The sequence below is a fragment of the Fodinicola acaciae genome, from assembly GCF_010993745.1.
Classification (GTDB): Bacteria; Actinomycetota; Actinomycetes; order Mycobacteriales; family HKI-0501; genus Fodinicola; species Fodinicola acaciae.
Map to the genome: position 1 here is coordinate 1,314,608 of NZ_WOTN01000004.1, position 14,222 is coordinate 1,328,829.

A 14,222-nucleotide genomic window follows, 5' to 3' on the forward strand; every position below is an offset into this window, starting at 1 on the left:
CGCCAAGGCATGCTGTGAGCAGACTGAGTAAGGCATTGATGGGAAAGGCGCGTGACATGCGGTTATTGCTGGTCGACGACGAGGTGCGCTTCGCGCGTGCCTTGGCGGCCGGGCTGGTCGACGACGGGTTCGTGGTCGACCTCGCGCACGACGGGAACACCGGCCTGGCGATGGCCCGCAACGGGTCGTACGACGTGGTGGTCCTGGACATCATGCTGCCCGGCCTGTCCGGCTATCGGATCGTCCAGGCGCTGCGCGCCGACCGTAACTGGGTCCCCGTCCTGATGCTGTCGGCCAAGGACGGCGAGTACGACCAGGCCGACGGCCTGGACGTCGGCGCCGACGACTATCTGGTCAAGCCGTTCTCGTACGTGGTGCTGTTGGCGCGGTTGCGCGCGTTGCTGCGCCGAGGCGTACGCGCGCGACCGGTGAAGCTGAGCGTCGGCGACCTCACCTTGGATCCGGCAACCCGGCAGACGATGCGCGGCGACCAGGGGATCGACCTCACCGCGCGGGAGTTCGCGCTGCTGGAATACCTGATGCGCCGGCCGGGTGAGGTGGTGTCCAAGACCGAGTTGCTCGACCATGTGTGGGATGCGGCCGCCGACACCGATCCGAACGTCGTGGAGGTCTACGTCGGCTATCTGCGCCGCAAGATCGACGCACCGTTTGGCAGACAGACCTTGAGCACCGTACGCGGCGCCGGTTACCGGGTCGTCGACGACCGTGGCTAACAAGGCGTACCGGTGGATCTGGCGGCTCAGCCTGCGCGCGCGGCTGACGCTGCTGGCGACCGCTGTGCTCGCCATCGGCCTCGGCGCCGGCGGCACGCTGCTGGTCGGCACGGTCAGCGCGTCCCTGTATTCGAGCGTCGACACCGGCGTCACGCAGACCAGCGACAACATCGTCGCGCTGGTCAAGGCCAACCAGCTGCCGGTCGTGTTGCCGGCGGCGCCGTCGCAGTACGTCCAGGTGGTCAACGCTCGCGGCCAGGTGCTCGCCAACTCGACCACCGCTGACGCGATCGTCTCACTGTTGCCGGCCTCCAAGCTGGCCGCGGCGGCCGCCGAAGGCAAGCGGCTGAGCGTGGAGGAACACGAGCCGGGTCGCGACGGTCCGATGTGGGTGCAGGTGACCGCGGTCGGTTCCGGCGACGACCTGCGATACGTGATCGTCGCCGCGAGCATCAAGGACGCGATCGACGGCGGCAAGGTGGTGCGCAGCTCGGTCGGCATCGGCTTCCCGATCCTGCTGCTCGTACTCGCCGGACTCAGCTGGATGGTGGTCGGCGCGACGCTGCGGCCGGTCGAGTCGCTGCGCCGCGGCGCCGCCGAGATCACCGGCTCAGGTGGTGCGCGGCGGCTGCCGGTGCCGGACGCGCACGACGAGGTGCAGCGGCTCGCCGTGACGCTCAACGACATGCTGTCGCGGCTCGAGGCGGCACGCGACCGCCAACGCGCTTTCGTCGCAGACGCCGCTCATGAGCTTCGGAGCCCGCTCGCCAGCCTGCGTACGCAGCTGGAGATCGCCGCCCGGCGGTCGCCGGAGCTGAGCACCGAGGATCTGCTCGCCGAGATCGACCGGCTGTCCCGGCTGGTCGACGACCTGCTGCTGCTCGCGCGGATGGACGCCGGCATGGTCGCGCCGCCGCGTTCGGAGAAGGTCGACCTGGCCGAGGTGGCGCGGGGGATGGCCAAGCGCCACGACGGCGTCGCGGTGACCGCGCCGGACGACCTGCCGCTGGTCACCGGCGACCGTGACCAGCTCTCGCGCGTGGTGGCCAACCTGCTCGACAACGCCGTCCGGCACGCGCGTACGTCCGTCGGCGTCGCGGTGACCGCGGACGACCGCGAGGTGGTCGTGCGCGTGAGGGACGACGGTCCCGGCATTCCGGCCGGCGATCGCGACCGGGTCTTCGAGCGGTTCACGCGGCTCGACGACGCGCGCGCTCGTGACGACGGAGGCGTGGGGCTGGGGTTGGCGATCGTGGCAGACCTCGTACGCGCTCATGGCGGCACGGTGACGCTGGACGACGGCTCGCCCGGCCTGGTCGCGACCGTACGCCTGCCCGCTGCCTAGTGGGTGCTGCTGCCGCAACCGCTGCAGCTGCTGCCACATCCGCCACAACCGCTGTCATGTCCTCCGTCGCTGTGTCCTGCGTCGCTGTGGCCACTGTCGTGATGTCCAGCGCCGTGGTGTCCACCGCTGTGGCCGTCGCCGTGGTAGCCGCAGGTGTAGGCGCAGCTGCTGCTCGCGGTGAAGGTGCCACCTAAGCCGGCCGTACGACGACCCGGATAGTCGCGGTTGACGGCGAAGATGCTGACCGCGATCGCGACGATGGCCAGGACCACGCCGCCGCAGCACAACGTGCAGCACAAGCCGCCGACCAGGTTGTCGATGCGAGGGGTGGCGAAACACGGTCCGAGCAGGCTGGCGCGCATGGACCCTCCCCGTCTCCGGTGCCTCGACGGTAGGGCACCGACGCCACCGAGTGTGAGGCCTTAGTAGCTGCTCGAACTGCTGCCGCTGTCGAAGCCGCCGCCTCCGCCGCTGTCGAAGCTCGGGCTGGAGCCGCTGTCGACGCTCGAGCTGCTGCCGCTGTCGAAGCTCGGTGTGGAGCCGCCGCTGTCGTGGCCGCCGCTGTGGTGATGCCCGCCGGTGTCGTGGTGGCCATGGTGCTGGCTGCCGCCGTCGTCGTACGGCCCGGTGCTGTCGTACGGCGACGTGTTCACGTATTGGTCGCCAGCGGCGTTGATCGGATAGTCGATCCCGGCCGGCGGCACACCGAGGCCGCCACCGCCGCGGCGGCGGCCCCGTGACCCTCGGATGCCGGCCACGATCGCGGCCGAGACGAACGTACCGAGAAGCGCACAGGCGATCGTGAAGACGACGATCACAATCTGGGTCGACACGCTGGCCCCCTATCCCCGTAGGCCGTTCATGATGCCGACGGTAGTGCGCCACGGCAACAACGTCTGCACGCATGGCCACCATGCGTGCGTCCAACTTGAGTTTTAACTCTGGTTAGTACATGTAGCGCTAAATGTCTGTCTTGCGAGGTTTATCGAAGGCGTGAATGTCGAGTTACTGGCGCTAGACGCAAGAAAAACGGCTTTCACGTCTGCGTGCCTGCCAGCACCTGTGGTGGGTGTGACTGCCGAGGCCAGTAATGCTGTTGTGACCGCTCGCCGGGCCGGGGTCAATGTCGAGGCGTGCTAATTGCCCGGTTTGATGTCTTGTTAACCAAGTATTACCCGGTCAGGCCATCTCACCCGCAGCGGTTGGCAACAGCAGTCACACCAGCACCGCCCTAGCCGCCGCTGGATGTTCACAGACACTCCTTCGCGCGCCTAACCGGACCAACCCAAGCAACTCACCCCCGCCCGGGTCCGACGCGCGTTTGGCTACCTCCGACCGAAAATCACTCTCCCCGCCAGCGCCCCAAAACCACCGACCAGGCCGCCCACCAGGATCACCCCACACCCGACGCGCCCCACGACACACCCACTCAAGAACCGCAAAACAGACACAGCCCCAAAGCCCGCCAGAGCCAAACAGGTTGAAACTCAAGTCCAACGAGCGCATGGCCACCATGCGTGCATCGGGGCTACGAGCTGCTGCTTCCACATGAGCTGCCACCGCCGCAGGAGCTGCCGCTGCCGCACGAGCTGCTGCTGCCGCAGGAGCTGCCGCCGGAGTCGCCGCACGAGCTGCCGGTGTCCGAGCCGCCGCCGGGATAGCTTCGGCGGCCACGCCGGCTGCCGCCTGGCAGCCGCCGGATGGCCACCATCACCACGATCGCGAACAGTACGGCCAGGCCGAGGCAGACCGCGCTGGTACAGAAGGTGGACGCGTCCATCCGGCGACCGTAGAACGCCACGTCAACGCGGCCAAAAACACGATTTCCCGATCGGGCACGGCCGGGTGTGACCGCCAGCACGCGCGCCGACCGGAGAGCATCGCGCATACTGGCGGCTGACCGGTACCAGAGCGAACGGACTGGATCACGCTATGACCGCACCACCTCCTGACCGGGACCACCTGCGGATCGGCATCGTCGGCGCCGGCCGGGTCGGTGCCGCGCTCGGCGCGGCGCTCATCCGGGTCGGTCACACCGTGGTCGCCGCGTCCGGCGTCTCCGACGCGTCGCGGCAACGCGCCGAGCGGTTCCTGCCCGGCGTGCCGCTGTTGCCGGTGCCGGAGGTCGTCGCCGACGTCGACCTCGCGCTGCTGACCGTGCCCGATGACGCACTGCCCGCCCTGGTCAGCGGCCTGGCCGAGACCGGCGGCTGGCAGCCCGGCCGGCTGGTCGCGCACACGTCCGGAGCGCACGGCCTCGGCGTACTCGCGCCGGCGACCCGCGCCGGCGCGCTGCCGATGGCGCTGCATCCGGCGATGACCTTCGTCGGCCGGCCGGAGGACGTCGACAAGATCGACGGCGTCGCCTTCGGCGTGACCGCGCCGGAGCCGGTGTTGCCGGTGGCCGAGGCGCTGGTCATGGAGATCGGCGGTGAGCCGGTCCTGGTCGCCGACCAGATGCGGCCGCTCTATCACGCGGCGCTGTCCACCGGCGCCAACCACCTGGTCACGCTGGTCGCCGAGGCGGCCGACCTGCTCCGTCAGGCCGGCGTCGACCAGCCCGACCGGCTGCTCGGACCACTGCTCGGCGCCGCGCTGGACAACGGCCTGCGGCTCGGCGACGCCGGCCTGACCGGGCCGGTGTCGCGCGGTGACGCCGAGACCGTACGCGCACACCTCGACACGCTCGCGCGGCACGCGCCGGACACGCTGGCCGCGTACGTGGCGATGGCGCGGCGCACGGCCGACCGCGCGATCGCGTCCGGCCGGCTCGCTCCGGAGGACGCCGAGCCGTTGCTCGACGTGCTGTCGGCGCGGTCCAACGGAGCGCGCGCGTGATCGGCGCGCCGGAGATCCGCCCGCGCACACCGGAGGTCGTACGCGACCGGGACGCGCTTTCGGCGATCCGCGACCGGATGCCGGGACCGGTCGCCGTCGTCATGACGATGGGGGCTTTGCACGACGGCCACGCGGCCTTGCTGCGGCAGGCGCGGGCCCGCGCCGCCTCGGTCATCGCGACGATTTTCGTCAATCCACTGCAGTTCGGGCCGGCCGAGGACCTCGGCCGCTATCCGCGTACGCTGCCGGCCGACCTCGACGTGTGCGCGCGCGAGCAGGTCGACCTGGTGTTCGCGCCGACGGTCGAGGCGATGTATCCGACCGGGCAACCGGAGGTGCGCGTACAACCCGGTCCGCGCGGCGAGATCCTGGAAGGCGCTTTTCGGCCCGGATTCTTCAGCGGCGTCCTGACGGTCGTGTCCAAGCTGCTGCACCTGACGCGGCCCGACGTCACGTTTTTCGGCGAGAAGGACTATCAACAGCTGATGATGGTCCGGCAGATGGTCACCGATCTGAGCATGGACGTCGAAGTGGTCGGCGTGCCGATCGTCCGCGAGCCGGACGGTTTGGCTCTGTCGAGCCGAAACGCGTACCTTTCCGCGGACGAAAGAAAAGTCGCGCTGGCGTTGTCGGCGGCGCTGAAAGCCGGCGTACGCGCCGGATCCGCCGGTGGCGACGCGGTCCTGGCAGCCGCGCGGAAGGTGTTGGCCGACGTGTCCACTGTGGACGTCGACTACTGCGAGCTGACCGATCCGGCACTCGGACCGCCGCCGCAGTCCGGGCCGGCAAGGCTTCTGATCGCCGCGAAAGTCGGCTCGACCAGGCTGATCGACAACATGGCCGTGACGCTCGGTCCGGAGCGTTAGGTGCTGCTGTGCATCGACGTCGGTAACACGCAGGTCGTGCTGGCGACATTCGACGGAGACCGGCTGGTCGACTCGTGGCGGATGCGTACGGACGCGCGGCTGACCGCCGACGAGCTCGCGCTGACCTTCCGCGGCTTTCTGGCCGCCGACGACGTGAAAATCACCGGCATCAGCGCGTGTTCCACGGTGCCGGCGCTGCATCGCGAGCTGACCGTGATGCTTCGCCGCTATTACCAGGGAATTCCGACGCTGGTGGTGGAGCCGGGCGTACGCACCGGCGTGGCGTTGAACGTCGACAATCCACGCGAGGTCGGCACCGACCGGGTCGTGAACACGCTCGCCGCGCACACGCTCTATTCCGGTCCGGCGATCGTCGTGGACTTCGGCACGTCCACCAATTTCGACGTGGTCGGCCGAAAAGGCGAGTTTCTCGGCGGCGCGCTTGCGCCCGGCATCGAGATTTCGTTGGACGCACTGGCATCCCGCGCCGCGCAGCTGCTGAAGGTGCCGCTCGTGCCGCCGCGCGGTGTGATCGGCAAGAACACCGTCGAGGCACTGCAGTCGGGGATGCTCTACGGCTTCGCCGGTCAGGTCGACGGGATCGTACGACGGATCGTCACCGAGTTCGGCGCGCCGATCCCGACCGTCGTGGCGACCGGCGGCCTCGCGCCACTGGTCATCTCCGAGTCCGAGACCATCACCCACCACGAGCCGGCGCTGACGCTGATCGGCCTCCGCCTGGTCTTCGACCGCAACCACCCCTGACTTTGCCGCAAATCAGCGGCGGGTGGCGCGGTAGGTGGAGGCCACGTACGGCAGGGCCAGCACCTGATGGCCGTCGACCGGGGCGTTACGCAGCACCAATGTCTCGACGCGCCGCAGCAGGGTGTCCCGCTCAGGAGTCTCCAGCGTCGCCACGTACGAGCGCGACCGTACGAGGTCGAGCAGGTCGGTGACGGTCAGCCGCTGCACGTGCCGGAAGTCGGCCTGCTCGGCCGGCCGGAACGCGGCACCGAGCTCGTCGGCGACCGACCGGCCGGACAGCGAGCTGTTCCGGTCCAGCGCGTCCAGCTCCTGGCCGAGCAGGGCGACCCAGCCGGTGCGTTCGTCCAGCACGTTCCACACCAGGCCGAGCGTGCCGCCGGTGCGCAGGACGCGAGCCATCTCCGGGTTGGCGAGCTCCGGGTCGAACCAGTGGTAGGCCTGACCGACCACGATCCCGTCCACCGAGCCGTCCGGCAGCGGGATCTCCTCCGCGGAGCCCTCCAGCACGCGAGCGTCGCGTACGGCCGCCGACAGCGCCTCGCGCATCGGCGCGCTCGGCTCGACCGCCACCACCTGGAAGCCGTCGGCGAGCAGCGCGCGGGTCAGTTTGCCGGTGCCGGCTCCGAGGTCGAGCACGGTGCCACCGGGTCGTACGCCGGACAGCATCCAGGCGACCGCCTCGGCCGGGTAGCCCGGCCGGGTCCGCTCGTACAACTGGGCCACTGCTCCGAAGGACACTCGTCGGCGATCCCAGGTCTGGCGGTCCATGCACAACACAATAGGCCGGTGACGAGCGCGGGGAGGCCCGCTCGCTACCCTCGAGGACGTGACTGAGCAGCCGGCTTCCGACGTTGACGACCTCCCCGAGCAGATGCGGGTGCGGCGCGACAAGCGTGAGCGGATGCTGGCCGACGGCGTGCCGCCGTATCCGGTCAACTTCGAGCGCACGGCGAGCCTGGCCGAGCTGCGCGAGAAGTACGCCGAGCTGCCGACCGACACCGCCACCGGCGACAACGTGGCGATCGCCGGCCGGGTGATCTTCTTCCGCAACACCGGCAAGCTGTGCTTCGCGACCCTGCGCGCCGGCGACGGCACCGAGCTGCAGGTGATGATCTCGCTGGCCAAGGTCGGCGAGCAGGCACTGGCCGACTGGAAGTCGCTGGTCGACATCGGTGACCACGTCGGCGTCGAAGGCGAGGTCATCACCTCGCGGCGCGGCGAGCTGAGCGTGCTCGCCGACCGTTGGGTCATCACCTCCAAGGCGTTGCGGCCGCTGCCGGTGGCGCACAAGCCGCTGTCCGAGGACACCAGGATCCGGCAGCGCTACGTGGACCTCATCGTCCGGCCGGAGGCCAGGAAGATGATGCAGATCCGCGCCGCCGCCGTGCGAGCGCTGCGCGACGCGCTGCACCGGCGTGGCTTCACCGAGGTGGAGACGCCGCTGCTGCAAAACGTGCACGGCGGCGCGACAGCGCGTCCGTTCATGACGCATTTCAACGCCTTCGACACCGACGTATATCTGCGCATCGCGCTGGAGCTGTTTCTCAAGCGCTGCACGGTCGGCGGCGTCGACAAGGTCTTCGAGGTCGGCAAGGTGCTGCGCAACGAGGGGTCCGACTCGACCCACTCGCCGGAGTTCACCATGCTGGAGGTCTACCAGGCCTACACCGACTATCGCGGCATCGGCCGGCTCACCCAGGAGCTCTACCAGGAGACCGCGCAGGCCATCTACGGCTCCACCACGGTGACCAGGATGGACGGCGGCGAGCTGGACCTCGGCGGCGACTGGCCGTGGGTCTCGCTGTACGAGCTGGTGTCGGCCGCCGTGCAGGCCGAGATCACCCCGGAGACCAGCGTCGAGACGCTTCGCGCGTACGCGGAGAAGTTCGAGGTGCCGATTCCGCCGCACGCCACCCACGGCAAGCTGGTCGAGGAGCTGCTGGAGGCGCTCTGCGAGGAGCAGCTGGCCGGCCCGGTCTTCGTCTGCGACTACCCGGTGGACACCTCGCCGCTCACCCGCGAGCACCGCAGCAAGTCCGGCGTGACCGAGAAGTGGGACCTCTACATCGGCGGCGTCGAGCGCGGCACCGGCTATTCCGAGCTGGTCGACCCGGTCATCCAGCGCGAGCGGCTGGTCGCGCAGTCGCTGGCCGCGGCCGGCGGCGACCCAGAGGCCATGCAGCTGGACGAGGACTTCGTCCGCGCGCTGGAATACGGCATGCCACCGACCGGCGGCATGGGGATGGGGATCGACCGGATGCTCCAGGTCTTCACCGGCTGGGGGATCCGCGAGACCATCCTGTTCCCGTACGTCCGGCCTGAGTAAAGGTGTTACCGCGCGTCCCCCTAATGCCTGCTTGACCGTTTTAGGGACGCACGGCACCTAGCTACCCATTTAATGGCTCTTCGTTCGATTATGACGAAAGTCCTTTACAACGTTTGTCCGATTCGGGTAGGAAGTTCCCGCCGCGGTGTTCCGGATTTCCCCCACACCCGAGAGGAACGTCCCACATGAGCAGGAAAACGATCGTCCGTACGGCCGTCGCAGCCGCCGCGCTCGGTGCGGCCCTCATGTCACCGCTTGCCGCGCAGGCGGCCACCAGTCCACTCGCGCCAGGAAGCCACGTACCGTCGACGGTGGTGACACCGAAGGACTGTCCGTCCATTCCGGCGAACGCGGACGACAACGTGCTGCGCATCCTGCGTGACGTGAGCAACCAGCGGGGCGTCGACGACCGCGTCCGGCTGTCGGTCTTCGAGACCGCCTGGGTCGAGTCCCATGCCAACAACCTGCCGTGCGGTGACGGCGAGTCGATCGGCGTCTTCCAGCAGATCCCGCGGTTCTGGTGCCCGGAGGACCGCAACCTGTGCATGGACGTGGCGCACGCCGCCAACAAGTATCTCGACCAGGCCATCCCGAACGCCGCCAACAATCCCGGCTGGAGCGCCGGCCAGGTGGCGCAGAGCGTCCAGCGGTCGGCCTTCCCGGACCGCTACGACCAGGCGCAGGGGACCGCGCAAGACCTCATCAACCGCTCCAACGGGCTCTAGCCCGGACGGTCGCATGGCCCCCATGCGTGCGTTCGACGCACGCGTGGGGGCCATGCGTGCGTTGACCGCAAACCGTCGCCGGACCGTCGCTGCCGGTGGCCGGGACGGCAGCGGGTATGCTCCGTCGGCGAGGCGGGCCTGGGTCGTACGGGACCGCTCCGCCGCGATCGGAGGAGTCGGAAACCGACGAACCGCCGACGAGAATGTCGGACCCGACCGGCATGCTGGAGGCAAGGCAACACGGGGACGTTCCTGCGGGAAGGACAGCAACGCGGTGGTGCAGCGGACAGAGATCATCCTGATTGACGACCTCGACGGCGGGAAGGCCGACGAGACCATCCGGTTCGCACTCGACGGGGTCGCGTACGAGATCGACCTGTCCGCCAAGAACGCGGCCAAGCTGCGCGACCAGCTGGCCGTCTACACCGAGAAGGCCCGGCGGGCCGGCAAGGCACCGACCCGGCCGGCGGTGCGGCCGCCGCAGCCGGCCGCGACCGTCGGCGCCGACCGCGAGCAGAACCAGGCGATCCGCGCGTGGGCCCGCAAGCGCGGCCTGCCAGTGAGCGACCGAGGCCGGATCCCGGCCGACATCATCGAGCAATATCACGCGCAGTCGTAAGAGGATGAGCTGGTGGGGCCTGCGGCCGTTCTGGTGGTTCGTGCTGGCCGCCGGCCTCGCGTTGGCCTGGGCCAGCACATACGCGCACTCTCTGCTGATCACCCCGGACACCGGCTCGTACCTGTGGCACAGCCTCTACTACGGCGGCACCAGCCAGCCTGACGCGCTCTGCCAGGCGCACCACTTCCTGCAGCAGCAGGGCGCCATCAAGCCGGCGCCGTGTCCGACCGCGCCGGACCCGTTCAACGAGTCGTTCCAGCGCTCGCGGCTGCTCTATCCGCTGCTGTCGGTGCCGTTCGTGTGGCTGTTCGGGCCGGCCGGCATCCTCGCGGTGCCGCTGCTGGCCTCGGTCGTCGCGGTCGTCGGACTGACCGTGTTGCTGGTCCGGTGGGTCCCCGAGCCGGTCGCCGTGTGCCTGTCCCTGGCCGCGTACGCGCTGCCGCCGCTGGTCACCTTCACGCTGTCCGGCCTCACCGAGGGGCCGGTGCTGGCATTGGAGGTGGCCGTCCTGCTGCTCCTGCCGCTGACCGCCGCCGACGAGCGCGCCGACGCGCCGGAGCCGGCCAGCCGCGCGACGATCGTCCGCTGGGTCGCGATCGCGGCGCTGGTGACCGCCATCGGCCTGACCCGCCAGGCGACACCGGTGATCGGCGGCATCGTGGCGCTCGGCTGGCTCTCGGCGCTCATCCAGCACCGCCGGCGGCACGGCGGGTGGACGATGCGCACCGGTTGGACTGGTCCACTGCTGGCGACCATCGCCGGCAATCTGATCTCGCTCGGCTGGCTCGCCGTGAACGGCGCCTCGCAGACCGTGCTCGCTTTCCGCGCCACCGGCGTGAGCTCCTGGCCGGAGGCCCTGCAGCGCTATCCCGGCCTGCTGCACTCGATCGCCAGGGCCGAGCTGCTGACCGCCTGGAAATATCCGTTGGTGCTGCTGGCGTTGCTGCTCGCGGCGGTCTGGTTCGTACGGCGTCCGCTGTCGCGGCCGTCGATGATGCTGGCCGGTGCGGCGCTCGGCGTGATCGTGCTGCAGGTCGCCAGTCCGTACGCGACCTTCCTGCGGATCGAGTCGGCCGCGGTGCCGGTGATCCTGATCGCGGTGGCGCACCTGTTCCGGCAGTGGACCGACCGGCGGTCCGATACGCCAACCGAGAGCGCGTCGGAGGCGGGTTTCGCTGACGGCGTACAGGTATCAGGATGACGACCGGCAGTTGTGGTGTTATCCGTGGTGAGAGGGCCCGGAAGGCCCGGCTGAACGGCTGGTTGTCGGCCACATTCGACTGTTCTGACGAGTTTGCGATCCAACCCCCGACTAGAGTGTGGAGGACGGACGCCATCAGGCGACCGGCGGCCACACGGTGCCGAAGCAGCGCACCCTCGACCCACCGGTCGAGAGGTGCCGGTAGGGGTACGAAGTGCCGACAGGCACGACAGGCACAAGGTGCCGGCTGGCATGTGAGGAGCACGAGGGATGTTCGAGAGATTTACCGACCGCGCGCGTCGGGTTGTCGTCCTGGCACAGGAAGAAGCCAGGATGCTCAACCACAACTACATCGGGACCGAACACATCCTGCTCGGGCTCATCCACGAGGGTGAGGGGGTCGCCGCCAAGGCGCTGGAGTCCCTCGGCATCTCGCTGGAAGGCGTACGCCAGCAGGTGGAGGAGATCATCGGCCAGGGCCAGCAGGCCCCGTCCGGTCACATCCCGTTCACCCCGCGCGCCAAGAAGGTGCTGGAGCTGAGCCTGCGCGAGGCGCTGCAGCTCGGCCACAACTACATCGGCACCGAGCACATCCTGCTCGGCCTGATCCGTGAGGGTGAGGGTGTCGCGGCGCAGGTGCTGGTCAAGCTCGGCGCCGACCTCAACCGGGTGCGGCAGCAGGTCATCCAGCTGCTGTCCGGCTACCAGGGTGGCAAGGAGTCCAGCGGCGGCCCGGCCTCCGAGGGCACTCCGTCCACCTCGCTGGTGCTCGACCAGTTCGGCCGCAACTACACCCAGGCCGCGCGGGAGAACAAGCTCGACCCGGTGATCGGCCGGGAGAAGGAGATCGAGCGCCTGATGCAGGTGCTCTCCCGGCGGACCAAGAACAACCCGGTGCTGATCGGCGAGCCCGGCGTCGGCAAGACCGCCGTCGTCGAGGGCCTCGCGCAGGCGATCGTCAAGGGCGACGTGCCGGAGACGCTGAAGGACAAGCAGCTCTACACGCTCGACCTCGGCGCGCTGGTCGCCGGCTCGCGCTATCGCGGTGACTTCGAGGAACGGCTCAAGAAGGTCCTCAAGGAGATCCGTACGCGCGGCGACATCATCCTGTTCATCGACGAGATCCACACCCTGGTGGGTGCGGGTGCCGCCGAGGGCGCGATCGACGCCGCCAGCATCCTCAAGCCGATGCTGGCCCGCGGCGAGCTGCAGACCATCGGCGCCACCACGCTGGACGAATACCGGAAATACCTGGAGAAGGACGCCGCGCTGGAGCGCCGGTTCCAGCCGATCCAGGTGGGTGAGCCGACGCTGGCGCACACCATCGAGATCCTGAAGGGCCTGCGCGACCGGTACGAGGCGCACCACCGCGTCTCGATCACCGACGGTGCGCTCGTACAGGCGGCGACCCTGGCCGACCGCTACATCTCCGACCGGTTCCTGCCGGACAAGGCGATCGACCTGATCGACGAGGCCGGTGCCCGGATGCGGATCCGCCGGATGACCGCGCCGCCGGACCTGCGCGAGTTCGACGAGAAGATCGCCGACGTACGCCGGCAGAAGGAGTCCGCGATCGACTCGCAGGACTTCGAGAAGGCGGCCAGCCTGCGCGACAAGGAAAAGACCCTGCTCAACCAGAAGTCGCAGCGGGAGAAGGAGTGGAAGTCCGGCGACCTCGACGTGGTCAGCGAGGTCGACGAGGAGCAGATCGCCGAGGTGCTGGCCAACTGGACCGGCATTCCGGTGTTCAAGCTCACCGAGGAGGAGACCTCCCGGCTGCTGCGCATGGAGGACGAGCTGCACAAGCGGGTCGTCGGCCAGCAGGAGGCGATCAAGTCGGTGTCGCAGGCCATCCGGCGTACCCGCGCCGGCCTGAAGGACCCGAAGCGTCCCGGTGGCTCGTTCATCTTCGCCGGCCCGTCCGGTGTCGGTAAGACCGAGCTGTCCAAGGCGCTGGCGGAGTTCCTGTTCGGCGACGATGACGCGCTGATCCAGCTGGACATGTCCGAGTTCCACGACCGCTACACGGTGTCTCGCCTGGTCGGTGCCCCTCCCGGTTACGTCGGTTACGACGAGGGTGGCCAGCTGACCGAGAAGGTGCGCCGCAAGCCGTTCAGCGTGGTGCTGTTCGACGAGGTGGAGAAGGCCCACTCGGACGTCTTCAACACGCTGCTGCAGGTGCTGGAGGACGGCCGGCTGACCGACGGTCAGGGTCGGATCGTGGACTTCAAGAACACGGTGCTGATCATGACCACCAACCTCGGCACGCGGGACGTGTCCAAGGCGGTCAGCCTGGGCTTCCAGGCCGGCAACGACGCGGCCAGCAGCTACGAGCGGATGAAGCAGAAGGTCCAGGACGAGCTCAAGCAGCACTTCCGGCCGGAGTTCCTCAACCGGATCGACGACATCGTCGTGTTCCACCAGCTCACCGAGGAAGAGATCATCCAGATCGTGGACATCATGATCGCCAGGGTGGCCTCGCAGCTGAAGAACCGCGACATGACGCTGAGCCTGACCAAGAAGGCCCGCACCCTGCTGGCCAAGAAGGGCTTCGACCCCGTGCTCGGCGCGCGGCCACTGCGCCGCACGATCCAGCGCGAGATCGAGGACACGCTCAGCGAGAAGATCCTGTTCGGCGAGATCCAGCCCGGCACCAACATCACCATCGATGTCGACGGTGACCCGGCGGATGTCGACCAGGCGCGCCTGGTCTTCAAGACCGGCGTGAAGACCGAGAAGGAGCTGGTCAGCGCCGAGAAGGACGCACCGGCGGTGACGGTCGCCAAGAACGGCACCGAGTAAC

At 69.0% G+C, this 14,222-nt stretch carries 14 protein-coding genes; 10 read left to right on the forward strand and 4 right to left on the reverse strand.

The features are described from left to right. The first annotated feature begins 56 nt into the window (after nucleotides 1-56). Complete coding sequence (locus GNX95_RS41700) at nucleotides 57-734, forward strand: response regulator transcription factor (RefSeq protein WP_163513870.1); 678 nt, start codon at nucleotides 57-59, stop codon at nucleotides 732-734. Continuing rightward, complete coding sequence (locus GNX95_RS41705) at nucleotides 727-2,079, forward strand: sensor histidine kinase (RefSeq protein ID WP_163513668.1); 1,353 nt, start codon at nucleotides 727-729, stop codon at nucleotides 2,077-2,079. Before GNX95_RS41700 ends, GNX95_RS41705 begins: the two co-directional genes overlap by 8 nt. Here GNX95_RS41705 and GNX95_RS41710 read toward each other — a convergent pair. From GNX95_RS41710 to GNX95_RS42305, 3 genes are all read right to left on the reverse strand, one after another. Then, nucleotides 2,076-2,441 carry a hypothetical protein gene (locus GNX95_RS41710; RefSeq protein WP_163513669.1) on the reverse strand — a complete coding sequence of 122 codons (366 nt, stop codon included), beginning with the start codon at nucleotides 2,439-2,441 and terminating at the stop codon, nucleotides 2,076-2,078. The two genes, GNX95_RS41705 and GNX95_RS41710, sit on opposite strands and share 4 nt — an antisense overlap. 60 nt (nucleotides 2,442-2,501) lie before the next feature. Further along, nucleotides 2,502-2,912 (reverse strand): hypothetical protein, encoded by a 411-nt coding sequence (locus GNX95_RS41715; RefSeq protein ID WP_163513670.1) that lies wholly within the window; start codon nucleotides 2,910-2,912, stop codon nucleotides 2,502-2,504. Nucleotides 2,913-3,607: 695 nt separating this feature from the next. Further along, nucleotides 3,608-3,859 (reverse strand): hypothetical protein, encoded by a 252-nt coding sequence (locus tag GNX95_RS42305; RefSeq protein WP_187369769.1) that lies wholly within the window; start codon nucleotides 3,857-3,859, stop codon nucleotides 3,608-3,610. A gap of 152 nt (nucleotides 3,860-4,011) precedes the next feature. On the opposite strand from GNX95_RS42305, the gene GNX95_RS41725 reads away from it, so the two are divergent. From GNX95_RS41725 to GNX95_RS41735, 3 genes are read left to right on the forward strand one after another with little or no spacing between them, the layout of a single operon-like run. Then, nucleotides 4,012-4,917, forward strand: a complete 906-nt coding sequence (locus GNX95_RS41725) for a Rossmann-like and DUF2520 domain-containing protein (protein ID WP_163513671.1) — start codon at nucleotides 4,012-4,014, stop codon at nucleotides 4,915-4,917. After that, entirely contained in the window at nucleotides 4,914-5,783 is an 870-nt protein-coding gene (gene panC / locus GNX95_RS41730; RefSeq protein ID WP_246281939.1) for a pantoate--beta-alanine ligase, read from the forward strand. The genes GNX95_RS41725 and panC overlap by 4 nt, the downstream gene beginning before the upstream one ends. Beyond that, entirely contained in the window at nucleotides 5,784-6,548 is a 765-nt protein-coding gene (locus GNX95_RS41735; protein WP_163513672.1) for a type III pantothenate kinase, read from the forward strand. A gap of 12 nt (nucleotides 6,549-6,560) precedes the next feature. On the opposite strand, the gene GNX95_RS41740 is transcribed toward GNX95_RS41735, so the two are convergent. Further along, the gene (locus tag GNX95_RS41740; protein ID WP_163513673.1) at nucleotides 6,561-7,316 is read right to left on the reverse strand and encodes a class I SAM-dependent methyltransferase; all 756 of its coding nucleotides are present in this window, start codon (nucleotides 7,314-7,316) and stop codon (nucleotides 6,561-6,563) included. 58 nt (nucleotides 7,317-7,374) lie between these two features. Here GNX95_RS41740 and lysS point away from each other — a divergent pair, with 58 nt between their 5' ends. The 5 genes from lysS to GNX95_RS41765 all read left to right on the forward strand — a co-directional run bounded on the left by lysS (nucleotide 7,375) and on the right by GNX95_RS41765 (nucleotide 14,221). Beyond that, on the forward strand, nucleotides 7,375-8,874 hold the full coding sequence (lysS, locus tag GNX95_RS41745) for a lysine--tRNA ligase (protein ID WP_425483951.1): 1,500 nt from the start codon (nucleotides 7,375-7,377) through the stop codon (nucleotides 8,872-8,874). Between the two features lie 185 nt (nucleotides 8,875-9,059). Next, on the forward strand, nucleotides 9,060-9,599 hold the full coding sequence (locus GNX95_RS41750) for a hypothetical protein (protein ID WP_163513674.1): 540 nt from the start codon (nucleotides 9,060-9,062) through the stop codon (nucleotides 9,597-9,599). Nucleotides 9,600-9,873: 274 nt separating this feature from the next. Next, the gene (locus GNX95_RS41755) at nucleotides 9,874-10,218 is read left to right on the forward strand and encodes a histone-like nucleoid-structuring protein Lsr2 (RefSeq protein WP_163513675.1); all 345 of its coding nucleotides are present in this window, start codon (nucleotides 9,874-9,876) and stop codon (nucleotides 10,216-10,218) included. 4 nt (nucleotides 10,219-10,222) lie between these two features. Beyond that, the gene (locus tag GNX95_RS41760; protein WP_163513676.1) at nucleotides 10,223-11,419 is read left to right on the forward strand and encodes a hypothetical protein; all 1,197 of its coding nucleotides are present in this window, start codon (nucleotides 10,223-10,225) and stop codon (nucleotides 11,417-11,419) included. Between the two features lie 270 nt (nucleotides 11,420-11,689). After that, the gene (locus tag GNX95_RS41765) at nucleotides 11,690-14,221 is read left to right on the forward strand and encodes an ATP-dependent Clp protease ATP-binding subunit (protein WP_163513677.1); all 2,532 of its coding nucleotides are present in this window, start codon (nucleotides 11,690-11,692) and stop codon (nucleotides 14,219-14,221) included. Nucleotide 14,222 lies beyond the last annotated feature (1 nt).